The organism is Variovorax boronicumulans, from assembly GCF_040544675.1.
GTDB classification, from domain to species: domain Bacteria; phylum Pseudomonadota; class Gammaproteobacteria; order Burkholderiales; family Burkholderiaceae_C; genus Variovorax; species Variovorax boronicumulans_D.
Genome location: NZ_JBEPKK010000017.1, coordinates 51,473 through 64,405, shown reverse-complemented (window position 1 = coordinate 64,405; position 12,933 = coordinate 51,473). Strand labels below are relative to the sequence as shown.

Here is a 12,933-nt window from a genome sequence, read left to right as displayed (position 1 = left end):
CCCCTTACATCCGGAAGATGCCGAACTTCGGCTCGGGAATCGGCGCATTGCGCGAGGCCGCGAGGCCCAGCGCGAGCACCCGCCGCGTATCGGCCGGATCGATGATTCCGTCGTCCCACAAACGCGCAGTCGCGTAGTAGGGATGCCCTTGGTCTTCGTACTGCTGGCGGATCGGCGCCTTGAAGGCTTCTTCCTCGTCGGCGCTCCAGCTGCCGCCCTTGAGCTCGATGCCGTCGCGCTTGACCGTGGCCAGCACGCTCGCGGCCTGCTCGCCGCCCATCACGCTGATGCGCGCGTTGGGCCACATCCAGAGGAAGCGCGGGCTGTATGCGCGGCCGCACATGCCGTAGTTGCCGGCGCCGAAGCTGCCGCCGATGATGATGGTGAACTTGGGCACGTTGGCAGTGGCCACGGCTGTCACCATCTTGGCGCCGTGGCGCGCGATGCCTTCGTTCTCGTACTTGCGGCCCACCATGAAGCCGGTGATGTTCTGCAGGAACACCAGCGGGATCTTGCGATGGCAGCACAGCTCGATGAAGTGCGCGCCCTTCTGCGCCGACTCGCTGAACAGGATGCCGTTGTTGGCGATGATGCCGACGGGCATGCCCTCGATCTCGGCAAAGCCACAGACCAGCGTGGCACCGAAGCGGGCCTTGAACTCGTGGAACTCGCTGCCGTCGACGATGCGCGCAATGATCTCGCGCACGTCGAAGGGCTTGCGGGTGTCGGTGGGGATCACGCCGTAGAGTTCTTCGCGGGGGAAGGCGGGCGCTTGCGGGGCGGCTCCCGCAGGCTCGGCGCGCACGGTCTTGTTGAGGTTGGCCACTGCGGTGCGCGCCAGCGCCAGCGCGTGCAGGTCGTTCTGCGCCAGGTGATCTGCCACGCCCGACAGCCGCGTGTGCACGTCGCCGCCACCGAGGTCTTCAGCCGTGACGACCTCGCCGGTCGCAGCCTTCACCAGCGGCGGGCCGCCCAGGAAGATGGTGCCCTGGTTCTTCACGATGATCGATTCGTCGCTCATCGCCGGCACATACGCGCCGCCGGCCGTGCACGAGCCCATGACCACCGCGATCTGCGGGATGCCCTGGGCGCTCATGTTGGCCTGGTTGTAGAAGATGCGGCCGAAGTGGTCGCGGTCGGGGAACACCTCGTCCTGGTTCGGCAGGTTGGCGCCGCCCGAATCCACCAGGTAGATGCAGGGCAGGCGGTTCTGCTCGGCGATTTCCTGCGCGCGCAGGTGCTTCTTCACGGTGAGCGGGTAGTAGGTGCCGCCCTTCACCGTGGCATCGTTGCAGACGATCATGCAGTCGACGCCATTCACGCGGCCGATGCCGGTGATGATGCCGGCGCCCGGTGCCGACTCGGCCCCCTTGCCGTCGAGGTACATCGCATGCGCGGCCAGCGGCGCGATCTCCAGGAACGGGGTGCCCGGGTCGAGCAACTCGGCCACGCGGTCGCGGGGCAGCAGCTTGCCGCGGCCGGTGTGCTTGGCGCGCGCCGCTTCGCCGCCGCCCTGCTCCACTTTGGCGAACTGCGCGTGCAGGTCGTCGACCAGCGCACGCATCGCAGCGGCGTTCGCCTGGAAGTCGGCCGAACGCGCATTCAGTTTGGTTTCTAGTTTGCTCATGCTGTCTTTTCTTGGCTGAGACCGAGCTGCTCGGTCATGGCATCGCGGATCTTGAATTTCTGGATCTTGCCGGTCACCGTCATCGGGAACTCGGTGACGAACTGGATGTACTTCGGCACCTTGTAGTGCGCGATCTGGCCCTTGCAGAAGTCGCGGATCTCGGTGTCGGTCGCGCTCTGGCCGGGCTTGACGATGATCCAGGCGCACAGCTCTTCGCCGTACTTCCTGTCGGGCAGGCCGACCACCTGCACGTCCTGCACCTTCGGATGGCGGTAGAGAAATTCTTCGATCTCGCGCGGGTAGATGTTCTCGCCGCCGCGGATCACCAGGTCCTTGATGCGGCCGACGATGTTGACGTAGCCCTCGGCATCCATGGTGGCGAGGTCGCCGGTGTGCATCCAGTGGTCGGCGTCGATGGCTTCGCGGGTCTTCGGCGCGTCTTCCCAGTAGCCGTGCATCACCGAGTAGCCGCGGGTGCAGAGTTCGCCCGACTTGCCCACGGGCATGATCGCGCCGGTCTCCGGGTCGATGATCTTCACTTCGAGGTGCGGCTGCACGGTGCCGACGGTGGACACGCGCTTGTCCAGCGGCGTGTCGGTGCTGCTCTGGCAGCTCACCGGGCTGGTCTCGGTCATGCCGTAGGCGATGGTGATCTCGCCCAGGTGCATCTGGTCGACCACGCGCTTCATCACCTCGATGGGACACGGCGAGCCGGCCATGATGCCGGTGCGCAGCGTGGAGAGATCGAACTCCTTGAAGCGCGGATGGTCGAGCTCGGCGATGAACATCGTGGGCACGCCGTGCAGGCCGGTGCATTTTTCGGCCTGCACCGTTTCCAGCACAGTGAGCGGATCGAAGCCGTCGTTCGGATACACGATGGCCGAGCCGTGCGTGAGGCAGGCCAGGTTGCCGAGCACCATGCCGAAGCAGTGGTACAGCGGCACCGGAATGCAGAGCTTGTCGATGGGCGAGAGCTTCATGCACTCGCCGATGAAGAAGCCGTTGTTCAGGATGTTGCGGTGCGTGAGCGTCGCGCCCTTCGGGAAGCCCGTGGTGCCGCTGGTGAACTGGATGTTGATGGGGTCGGTGGCCTTCAGCGTCTTCTGGATCTGCGCCACGCGCGGGTCATTCGCATCGCCGCTTGCGAGCAGATGGCTGAAGCGCTGCATGCCGGGCTCTTCCACATCGGCAGCGGCCTTGCCGTCGATCCAGAAGGTGTGCTGCAACTGCGGCAGGCGCTTGGGGCCGAGTTCCCGCAGCATGCCGAGGTAGTCGCTGGTCTTGAACTGCGCCATCGTCACCAGCACCTTGCAGCCGACCTTGTTGAGCGCGTACTCGAGCTCCGAGGTGCGGTAGGCCGGGTTGATGTTGACGAGGACGAGGCCGACCTTGGCGGTGGCGATCTGCATCAGCACCCAGGGCGCGTTGTTGTGCGACCAGATGCCCACGCGGTCGCCGGGTGCGAGGCCGAGGTTCAGCAGGGCGCTGGCGAGCTTGTTCGATTCGGTCTGCAGCTCGCGGTAGGTGAAGCGCAGGCCTTCGTGGCGGCTGATGAGGGCTTCGCGCTCGGGTTGCTTCTCGACCATGTCGTCGAAGAAGTCGCCGATGGTCTGCTCGATCAGCGGGACGTCGGTGGCGCCCTTGCCGTAGCTCTCGGTCAACGCAGCAGTCATGCTCATGTCCTTGTCTCCTTTGTCTTGCGCCTTCCCCTTCCGGGGGAAGGTTGGGATGGGGGCGAGCGGCACTTGTTCTGCGCAGTGCTCCATCGAACGCCGCTTGCCCCCACCCCTGCCCTCCCCCGGAAGGGGAGGGAGAAAAACAGCTTGCTCAGGCCGTTTCCGCGAACAGCTCGCGCCCGATCAGCATCCGGCGAATCTCGCTGGTCCCCGCGCCAATCTCATACAGCTTCGCATCGCGCCACAGCCGCTCCACCGGAAAGTCCTTGGTGTAGCCCACGCCGCCCAGCGCCTGGATCGCCTCGCCGGCCATCCATGTGGCCTTCTCGGCCGAATAGAGAATGGCGCCGGCCGCATCCTTGCGGAAGGTGCGCGCATGGTCGTTGCGGTCGCAGGCCTTGCCCACGGCGTACACATAGGCGCGCGTGGCCTGCCATGTCGAATACATGTCGGCCAGCTTGCCCTGCATCAGCTGGAACTCGCCGATGCTCTGTCCGAACTGCTTGCGCTCGTGCACGAAGGGCAGCACTGCATCCATGCACGCGGCCATGATGCCCAGCGGGCCGCCCGAGAGCACCGCGCGTTCGTAGTCCAGGCCGCTCATCAGCACCTTCGCGCCCATGCCTTCGCCGCCCAGCACGTTTTCTTCAGGCACTTCGCAGTTGTCGAAGAACAGCGGGTAGGTGTTGGAGCCGCGCATGCCCAGCTTGTCGAGCTTGGTGCCCGCAGAGAAGCCCTTGTAGTTCTTCTCGACGATGAATGCCGTCATGCCGCGCGCGCCCATCTCGGGTTCGGTCTTGGCATAGATGACCAGCGTGTCGGCATCACCGCCGTTGGTGATCCACATCTTGCCGCCGTTGAGCAGGTAGTAGCCGTTCTTCTTCTCGGCCTTGAGCTTCATGCTCACCACATCGGAGCCGGCGTTGGGCTCGCTCATGGCCAGCGCGCCGACGTGCTCGCCGCTTACCAGCTTGGGCAGGTACTTTTTCTTCTGCGCATCGCTGCCGTTGCGATGGATCTGGTTCACGCACAGGTTGGAGTGCGCGCCGTACGACAGGCCCACCGACGCCGAGGCGCGCGAGACTTCTTCCATGGCCACGATGTGCGCCAGGTAGCCCAGCTCGGTGCCGCCGAACTCTTCCTTCACCGTCATGCCGTGCAGGCCGAGTTCGCCCAGCTTCTGCCAGAGGTCGTGCGGGAACAGGTTGTCGCGGTCGATGTCGGCGGCGCGGGGGGCGATTTCGTTCGCGGCGAAGTCCTGGATGGCGCTGCGCAGCGAGTCGATGTCCTCGCCCAGGTCGAAGTTCAGGCCGGGATCGTGCATGTGTCTTGTCTCCTCTGAGGGGTCGGCGCGCAGGGCTGCCCACGCGGAATGGCGCTTGGAACCACGCAGCTTACGCCTGGCCGCGCCGCAATTGGCGCCACAATGGTTGCAAATTGCGCCACGACTTCCGTCCCGGACCATGACATCGCCCGCCTTCCTGAAGCCTGCCCGCGCCGTCACGCCGATGGCCTTTGTGAGAGCCATCGTGCAGGGCTATGAGCGCTACGGTGCGGATCCGTCCAAGGCCCTGCAAGCGGCACAGATCACGCCGCGCGAGGTGGCCCGTCCGGGTGCACGGGTGACGGCGGCGCAGTTCGAGGCGCTGTCGGAACACGCCATGCAGGAGATGGACGACGAGGCCCTGGGCTGGTTCTCGCGGCGGCTGCCCTGGGGCAGCTACGGCATGCTGTGCCGCGCCTCGCTCACCTCGCCCGACCTGGGCGTGGCCATCAAGCGCTGGTGCCGCCACCACCGCCTGCTGACCGACGACATCGCGCTCGCGCTGGAGGTGTCGGGCGGCGTGGCCACCTTGCGCATCACCGAGAACCGCCCGCTGGACGAAGCCTTCCGCGAGTTCTGTTTGGTGACCACGTTGCGCTTTCTGCACGGGTACGTCTGCTGGGCGATCGATTCGCGCATCTCGCTGCGCGATGCCGCCTTTCCGTTCGAAGCGCCGCCGCACCGCGATGCCTACCCGCTGATGTTCACCGCCGATGTGCGCTTCGATGCGCCGGAGGCCGGCTTCAGCTTCGACGAACGCTACCTCGCCTTGCCGTTGCAGCGCGACGAGCGTGCGCTGCGCACCATGCTCAAGCGCGCGTTGCCGCTGACGGTGCTGCAGTACCGCCGCGACCGCCTGCTGGGCCAGCGCGTGCGCGAGCTGCTGCGCTCACGCGCGAGCGAGGCCACCACGGCCGATGCGCTGGCTGCGCTGCTGAATGTCTCGAGCCGCACCTTGCACCGTCAGCTGCATGAAGAAGGCACGTCGCTGCAGACGCTGAAGAACGAGGTGCGCCATGAACTGGCGGTGGACCAGTTGCGCCGCACGACACGGCCGATCAAGCAGGTGGCGCTGGCGGTGGGGTTTCGCAACGAGAAGAGTTTTTCGCGCGCGTTCCTGCAGTGGACGGGACATGCGCCGCGGGACTTTCGGCAGCAGGGCTTGTAGCGGCGAAGGCGCGGAAGGATCGAAGACGCCTCAGGCCGGCTGCGCGATCTTTGCCAGCGCATCCACGATGGACTGGCTGTCTTCCGGACGCACGAGCTTCGCCACTTCCTTGCCATCGCGCATGAACACCAGCGTGGGCCAGAGGCGCACGTTGAACGAACGGCCCAGCGGCCGGCCGCTACCGTCTTCCACCTTGATGCGCGGGATGTCCGGGTATTGGGCGAAGGCTTCGGCGATGTTCGGCTGCGCGGCCTTGCAGATGCCGCACCAGTTGGTGCCGAACTCGACCACGGCGGGACCGGTGCGTGCGTCGATCTCGGTGCGGTCGGGTTGTTCTGTCTTGTATTCGGAGGTCATGGGCTGTGGTTCCTTCCTGTATTCCTGCGACTTGGAATCGATGCCGTTCATTCCACCAGAAACTCAGGCCACCTGCAGGCCATGGCCCGATAGCAGCGCAGGCAATTCGGCCATGTCGCTGAACACCCGCGTCACGCCCACGCTCAGCAGCGGGCCGGGTCCGCTGTGGCCCGATTCGCCAGTGCTGTAGCCGAACACCGTGGCGCCTGCGGCCACCCCGGCCATCGCGCCGGTGACGGTGTCCTCGACGACGGCGCAACGCTTCGGGTCCACGCCGAGGGCTTCCGCCGCGGCCAGGTACACGTCGGGGTGCGGCTTGGAGCGGGGCATTTCATGGCCGCTGAAGATGCGGCCCTGGAAGCAGTCGAGCAAGCCGACCTTGGCCAGCTGCAACTCGACCTTGTGGCGATCGGCCCCCGAGGCGCAGGCGATGCGCCCCTTGAGCATGGCGTGGATCTCGCGGATGGCGGCGGGGGCGTGCGGAATGGCGACCAGGTCGCGCTCCAGCGCCTCGTTGCGGCGCGCGCGAAAGCGCCTGAGCCACTCGTCGGTGATCCTGACGCCGGTCCTGGATTCGATGAGCGCGGTTTCGTCCTTCACGGCCTTGCCGGTGAAGGTGTTCATCGACTCTTCGGTGGTGAGATGCCAACCGAGTTCGCCGAGCATTTCGGCGAGCACGCGGTTGGTGATGGGCTCGGAATCGACGAGGACGCCGTCGCAGTCGAAGAGGACTGCGGCGAAGGGGAATGGGGTCATTGAGTTGTTTCGTCTGTTGGGCTTGGGACGATGGTAGCAATGGGGGGTGTTTTTTTCCCGGGGCCGGGTCTCGGCCCGGCGGCCGACCTACTTTTCTTTGCTTCGCCAAAGAAACGTAGGCAAAAGAAAGGCGACCCTGCTGTCTGCGTCCCTCCGCTTCGCTACGGGCAACCTGCGGTGCTCACGTTTCGCGGGGTCTCGCCCAAACTCGCTGCGCTCAGACAAGGGCGAGCCCTGATCCGCGAAACGCTGCGCTCCTCGGCGCATACAGAAGGGCTTTGGGACGCGCCATCGCTGCGCTCGGCGCTCGACACAATGCGGGCCTTCGCTGCGCTCGGCCCGGGGTGCTCCCTCTCCACTTGGGGAGAGGGTTGGGGTGAGGGCCGGCGGTGGAGCTATCGAGCGCTCTGCCTGCCCCCATCCCAGCCTTCCCCCAGAGGGGGAAGGAGCAAATCCGGCGGCCGAGCGAAGCGATGGCCCGGACCGTGCCCCCTCCCCTCTGGCTGCGCCGAGGAGCGGAGCGGTTCGCGGATCAGGGCTCGCAGCTGTCTGAGCCGAAGGCGAGTTCTGCGAGACCCCGCGAACCGCGAGCACCGCAGGTTGCCCCGTAGCAACGCGAAGGGGTCGCAGACAGTGGGGTCGCCTTTCTTTTGCCTACGTTTCTTTGGCGAAGCAAAGAAAAGTAGGTCGCCTGCCGGGGCGAGACCCGGCCTCGGAAAGCAAACCTTAAGACACAGCCCGAATAGGTATGTAGATCTCGCCGCCGCCCGCCATGAACTCCTTGGACTTTTCTTCCATCCCCTCAGCCATGGCTTCGGCCTCGGCCACGCCCTTCTTAGCAGCGTATTCGCGCACTTCCTGCGTGATCTTCATAGAGCAGAACTTCGGCCCGCACATCGAACAGAAATGCGCCACCTTGCTCGAATCCTTGGGCAGCGTCTCATCATGAAACTCGCGCGCAGTATCCGGGTCGAGCCCCAGGTTGAACTGGTCCTGCCACCGAAACTCGAAGCGCGCCTTGCTCAACGCATCGTCCCGCGACCGAGCCCCCGGATGCCCCTTCGCAACATCCGCCGCATGCGCCGCGATCTTGTAGGCAATGATTCCCTGCTTCACGTCGTCACGGTCAGGCAACCCGAGGTGTTCCTTCGGCGTCACGTAGCAAAGCATCGCCGTGCCGGCCCAGCCGATCATCGCGGCCCCGATGGCGCTGGAGATGTGGTCGTACCCCGGCGCGATGTCGATGGTCAGCGGCCCGAGCGTGTAGAACGGCGCCTCGTGGCAGTGCTTCAACTGCTCGTCCATGTTGGCCTGGATCATGTGCATCGGCACATGGCCCGGGCCTTCGATCATGGTCTGCACATCGTGCTTCCACGCGACCCGGGTGAGTTCGCCCAGCGTGCGCAGTTCGGCGAACTGCGCTTCGTCGTTGGCATCCGCGCCCGAGCCGGGGCGCAGGCCATCGCCCAGCGAAAAGCTCACGTCGTACGCTTTCATGATGTCGCAGATGTCCTCGAAGCGCTCGTACAGAAAGCTCTCCTTGTGGTGCGCGATGCACCACTTGGCCATGATCGATCCGCCGCGCGACACGATGCCCGTCATGCGGTCGGCCGTGAGGTGAATGAAAGGCAGCCGCACGCCCGCGTGGATGGTGAAGTAGTCGATGCCCTGCTCGGCCTGCTCGATCAGCGTGTCGCGAAAGATCTCCCAGGTCAGGTCTTCGGCCACGCCGCCCACCTTCTCCAGCGCTTGGTAAATCGGCACGGTGCCGATGGGCACCGGCGAGTTGCGCACGATCCAGTCGCGGGTGGTGTGGATGTTCTTGCCGGTGGACAGGTCCATCACGTTGTCGGCGCCCCAGCGGATCGCCCACACGAGTTTTTCGACTTCTTCCTCGATGCTGGAGGTGACGGCCGAGTTGCCGATGTTGGCGTTGATCTTCACCTTGAAGTTGCGGCCGATGGCCATCGGCTCCACTTCAGGATGGTTGATGTTGGCGGGGATGATCGCGCGGCCGCGTGCCACTTCGTCGCGCACGAATTCGGGCGTGATGATGCGCGGGATGCTCGCACCCATCGGGTTGCCGGCCACGCGCTTCGCACGCTCCTCGTTGGCCAGGTATTCGGCCATCCACTCGCGCTTGCCGTTCTCGCGCAGGGCCACGTATTCCATCTCGGGCGTGACGATGCCGCGGCGTGCGTAGTGCATCTGCGTGACGTTGGCACCCGACTTCGCGCGGCGCGGCGTGCGCTGCAATGCCGAGGCGCCTGCGCGCAGCTCGGCCAGGCGCTGGGCATCGTGGTCGTGGGCGTGCTTGAGGCCTTCGTCGAGTGCCTGGTGCGAACGACCCTCGTAGCTTTCGGTGTCGTTGCGCTCGGCAATCCACGCATCGCGCACGCCGGGCAGGCCGCGGCGCACGTCGATGTCGACCTTGGCGTCGGTGTACGGGCCCGAGGTGTCGTAGAGCGACACCGTCTCGCCGTTGGTCAGCCGCACGTCGCGCACCGGCACGTTCAGGTCGGGCCGGCTGCCCGGGATCAGGCACTTGTGCGATGCGGGAAAAGGCTCGCGCGTGAGCGAAAGCAAAGAGGTGAACTTGTCCGGGGCATTCATCGGGGCACTCCTTGTTGAGGAAAAGGGTGCTCCGCAATCGCTCGGTGGACTTCGGCAAAGCCCGTCTCCAAAGGGGAGTGACGGACCGAAGTCAGGGAGTGCAGCTCTTCTTACGCCGGTATGACCCGGATCAAGTTCGCGGGTCGGCAGCTTTGCCATCTCAGCACACCACATGTGTGCACCCCGGAGCGGGGCCGATTGTGCGAGCCCCGGCCCGGCGCGTCAACCCGTCTCAGGCCACGGGGTGCTGCAGATCGCCTTCCAGGTAATACCAGCGTTCGCCTTCGCGCACGAAGCGGCTGCGCTCGTGCAGGCGGGTGGCCGTGCCGGCGCTGCTGCGCTGGCGGGCGACGAATTCGACCTCGGCGTGGTCCGCATCGAGCACCGAGCGCGAGCGGATGTCCAGACCCAGCCATTTGACGCCCGGCTCGAACTCGATGGAAGCCGGCCGCTTCGATGCATCCCAGGTGGCGAGCAGGTATTCGGCGCGTTCGAGCACGAAGGCCGAGTAGCGCGAACGCATCAGCGATTCGGCGTCCGGTGCGGGCGTGTTTTCGAAATCATCGAGGTAGCGGCCGCAGCACAAGGCGTAGCCGATGGGCTTGTCGCGGCGGTCGGTGCGGCCGCAGGGGCAAGGTCCGGTGGTGGGATCAGTGGCGCTCATGAAGGCCTCTATTGGAACACCTCGCGGGCCGTCCTCCGCTGGGGCAAGCCCGGAGCTAGCCGCGGCTGGCGGCGATCGCGTCCTGCAGGGCCCGGGCATCGGCGGGCTTGTAGATCAGCGCATAGCCCGCGCGCTCGACCTCGACCCGGTTGGCGTGGGCGGTTTCGCCCGTCAGGATGACCACGTTGCGCGCCTTGCCGACCGCCTGCAGGGCCTGCGCGGCAGCCAGGCCCGAGAGGCCGCTGCCCAGGCGCAAGTCGCTCAGCATCAGGTCGAACACGCCGCCGTGCTGCAGCGCTTCACGCGGATTGGCGGCCAGCGCCACCTCGTGGCCCCAGCCCGAGAGCAGCGAGCGCATCGCCTCGCGCACCGGTTGCTCGTCGTCGAGCACCAGGATGCGCACCGCGGCGTCCGGCGACGGGCCGGCAGCCGGCACCGTAGCGGGTGCGGCGGCTGCGGCCGGCGCGGTCGCCTCCTCCAGCACCAGCGAGAAGTTGCTGCCGCGGCCCGGCGCAGAGCGCACCTCGATGCGCGAGCCCATCACCCGCGCCATGCCCGCCACCAGCGACAGGCCCAACCCGAGGCCGCGGCTGCGGTCGCGGCCCGGGTTGTCGACCTGGAAGAACTCCTCGAACACCTGCGCCTGGTGCTCCGCCTCGATGCCCACGCCCGAGTCGCGCACCTCGATGCGCCACGCGGGCACGCCGTTGGCCGAGCGCCGCACCCGCCGCGCCAGCACGAAGACCGTGCCCGCGGGCGTGTACTTGATGGCGTTGTCGACCAGGTTGCCGAGCACGCGAGCCAGCATGCGTGCGTCGGCGCGCACCACCACAGCGGTCGGCTGGAAGCGCAGCGCGAGCCCCTTGGCCTCGGCCAGCGCGGCGAAGCGCCCGTTCAGCGAGGCGAAGAGCGCATCGAGGCGCAGGGGCTCCAGGCGCACCGGCGCCACGCCGCCGTCGAGCTGTGCGATGTCCAGCAGCGCGTCGATGGAGCCGCGCAGCGCATCGACGCTGTCGCGCATGAAGCGCAGGTTGTTGGCGCTCGGGGCGCTGCGGGTGTCGAGCGCATCCACGAAGATCGCCAGCGCATGCATCGGCTGGCGCAGGTCGTGGTTGGCGGCCGCGAAGATGCGCGCGCGCTGCGCGGCCAGTTGCGCCACATGGTCGAGCTGGCGCGACAGGGCCTCGGCCAGGCGCGCGTTCTCGAAGCCGTTCTCGATGGAGCGCACGATCAGCCGGTTCTGCTTGCGCGCGTAGTGGAGCGACGCGAGCAGCTGCGACACCGCAAGGCAGCCCATGATCACCGGCACGCTGCCCGGCTCCAGCACCAGCCGCAGCGCCAGGCTCAGGAACACCGGCACGCCGAAGCACAGCGCGGCCAGCCACCACTGCGCGAGCGCGGCAATGATCACGCCGGTGGTGCCGCTCACGAAAAAGTACATCAGCAGGATGTACGCAAGATCGCCGTGCGGAAAGAACAGCCACGGCGCCAGCGCCCACACCAGCCCTGGAAACAGCATGCGCAGTTCCAGCCGGCGGCGCGTGAGGGCGGCCGATGCGGGCTCGATGGCCTGCGGGTCCAGCCGGTGCAGGTGGCGGTGCATGCTCCATTGCATCGCATGCACCAGCACGGCCCACACCAGCGTGCCCCGGTCGCCGGTCAGCACCAGGAACAACACCCAGAACACCGCCGCGGTGACGGCCGCCGACAGCGGCGTGTCGCGCGTGTCGACGATGTAGGCGCGCGCCAGGCTCTGGTCGACCAGCGGATCGGCGTTCGGCGCCTCGATCCAGTAGTCGCGCAGCCGCTGCCGCAGCGGTCGCGAGCCGGAGGTGGCGGAGGAAGGTGAAGGGGGCGTGGACATGGTCGTGCTGCCTGCGATTCTGCGCGTGCCTTGTGACGGCGCCTGTTCGGCGCCCCGGGGCATCCACCCTTGGCGCGCCGCTTGCTAGACGTTAGCCTTGCTTCGGCACACGAAATGAGCGAGGCGGCGATGTACCTGACAGGCTCCGAACAGCAGGCGCTGCGCGGCGTTTTCACGCTGCTGGCGCAAGAACGCGGCGAAAGCGACATCCGCGAGCGCCTGGGCTGGGCGTTGCTCGATCTGCTGCACGCGGACCAGTTCGCCTCTTTCGTATGGAACGCCGACAGCGGCCGCTTCGACGGCCGCGTGGCGCTCAACATGGACCCGGCCAACCTCGACCGCTACGGCGAATGGCACCAGCACCACGACCCGATCACCTTCGTGCTGCAGTCGCACCGCCGCGCCACGCGCGTGACCGACGTGATGCCGCAGCGCGAACTGATGCGCACCGCGTTCTTCACCGACTTTCTGTCGCGAGACGGGCTGCACTGGGGCATGAACCTGCATGCCTTCGCGGGCGAGCGCGCGCTGGGCGACCTGCGCATCTGGCGGCGCAAGGGGCGCGGCGACTTCGGCGACCATGAGAAGGCGCTGCTCGACCTGATCGAGCCCGCGTTCATTGGCGCGCTGCAGCGTGCGCAGCGCACGGCGGCCGCGGTGCCCGTACCCGTGCCAGCCGAAACGCCGTGGAACGCATTGAGCGCGCGCGAGCAGGAGGTGGCGCGCGCCGTGTGCGAAGGCCTGACCGACAAGGAAATCGCGCGCCGCATGGCCGTGAGCGTGCCGACGGTGCGCACCTACCTGCGGCGCATCTTCGACAAGCTGGGCATCGAACGGCGCTCGGCGCTGGCCGGGCTGGCGCAGCGCTGATACGGCCGACGGAG

General features: G+C 66.9%; 10 protein-coding genes and 1 riboswitch. Of the genes, 2 read left to right on the top strand and 8 right to left on the bottom strand.

Annotated features, from left to right (window positions below; all coding sequences use genetic code 11):
• Positions 1 to 4: 4 nt before the first annotated feature.
• The 3 genes from ABIC90_RS23780 to ABIC90_RS23770 form a co-directional block, all read right to left on the bottom strand.
• Positions 5 to 1,627 (bottom strand): carboxyl transferase domain-containing protein, encoded by a 1,623-nt coding sequence (locus ABIC90_RS23780; protein WP_354358536.1) that lies wholly within the window; start codon positions 1,625 to 1,627, stop codon positions 5 to 7.
• Positions 1,624 to 3,306 (bottom strand): AMP-binding protein, encoded by a 1,683-nt coding sequence (locus ABIC90_RS23775; RefSeq protein ID WP_354358534.1) that lies wholly within the window; start codon positions 3,304 to 3,306, stop codon positions 1,624 to 1,626. The genes ABIC90_RS23780 and ABIC90_RS23775 overlap by 4 nt, the downstream gene beginning before the upstream one ends.
• 148 nt (positions 3,307 to 3,454) lie before the next feature.
• Entirely contained in the window at positions 3,455 to 4,627 is a 1,173-nt protein-coding gene (locus tag ABIC90_RS23770) for an isovaleryl-CoA dehydrogenase (RefSeq protein ID WP_354358532.1), read from the bottom strand.
• Between the two features lie 139 nt (positions 4,628 to 4,766).
• Here ABIC90_RS23770 and ABIC90_RS23765 point away from each other — a divergent pair, with 139 nt between their 5' ends.
• On the top strand, positions 4,767 to 5,795 hold the full coding sequence (locus tag ABIC90_RS23765; protein WP_354358530.1) for an AraC family transcriptional regulator: 1,029 nt from the start codon (positions 4,767 to 4,769) through the stop codon (positions 5,793 to 5,795).
• Positions 5,796 to 5,825: 30 nt separating this feature from the next.
• Here the strand turns inward: ABIC90_RS23765 and ABIC90_RS23760 are convergent, their stop codons facing one another.
• The 5 genes from ABIC90_RS23760 to ABIC90_RS23740 all read right to left on the bottom strand — a co-directional run bounded on the left by ABIC90_RS23760 (position 5,826) and on the right by ABIC90_RS23740 (position 12,049).
• Positions 5,826 to 6,152: a thioredoxin family protein gene (locus ABIC90_RS23760; protein ID WP_354358528.1), complete on the bottom strand. Its 327-nt coding sequence runs from the start codon at positions 6,150 to 6,152 to the stop codon at positions 5,826 to 5,828.
• Positions 6,153 to 6,215: 63 nt separating this feature from the next.
• Positions 6,216 to 6,908, bottom strand: a complete 693-nt coding sequence (locus ABIC90_RS23755; protein WP_354358526.1) for an HAD family hydrolase — start codon at positions 6,906 to 6,908, stop codon at positions 6,216 to 6,218.
• A gap of 726 nt (positions 6,909 to 7,634) precedes the next feature.
• Positions 7,635 to 9,521 (bottom strand): phosphomethylpyrimidine synthase ThiC, encoded by a 1,887-nt coding sequence (thiC, locus tag ABIC90_RS23750; RefSeq protein ID WP_354358524.1) that lies wholly within the window; start codon positions 9,519 to 9,521, stop codon positions 7,635 to 7,637.
• Positions 9,522 to 9,611: 90 nt separating this feature from the next.
• A riboswitch (TPP riboswitch) is annotated at positions 9,612 to 9,717 on the bottom strand.
• A gap of 36 nt (positions 9,718 to 9,753) precedes the next feature.
• Positions 9,754 to 10,185: a YchJ family protein gene (locus ABIC90_RS23745; protein WP_354358522.1), complete on the bottom strand. Its 432-nt coding sequence runs from the start codon at positions 10,183 to 10,185 to the stop codon at positions 9,754 to 9,756.
• Positions 10,186 to 10,240: 55 nt separating this feature from the next.
• Complete coding sequence (locus tag ABIC90_RS23740; protein WP_354358520.1) at positions 10,241 to 12,049, bottom strand: hybrid sensor histidine kinase/response regulator; 1,809 nt, start codon at positions 12,047 to 12,049, stop codon at positions 10,241 to 10,243.
• A gap of 114 nt (positions 12,050 to 12,163) precedes the next feature.
• Here ABIC90_RS23740 and ABIC90_RS23735 point away from each other — a divergent pair, with 114 nt between their 5' ends.
• Entirely contained in the window at positions 12,164 to 12,919 is a 756-nt protein-coding gene (locus ABIC90_RS23735) for a helix-turn-helix transcriptional regulator (RefSeq protein ID WP_354358518.1), read from the top strand.
• Positions 12,920 to 12,933: the final 14 nt, after the last annotated feature.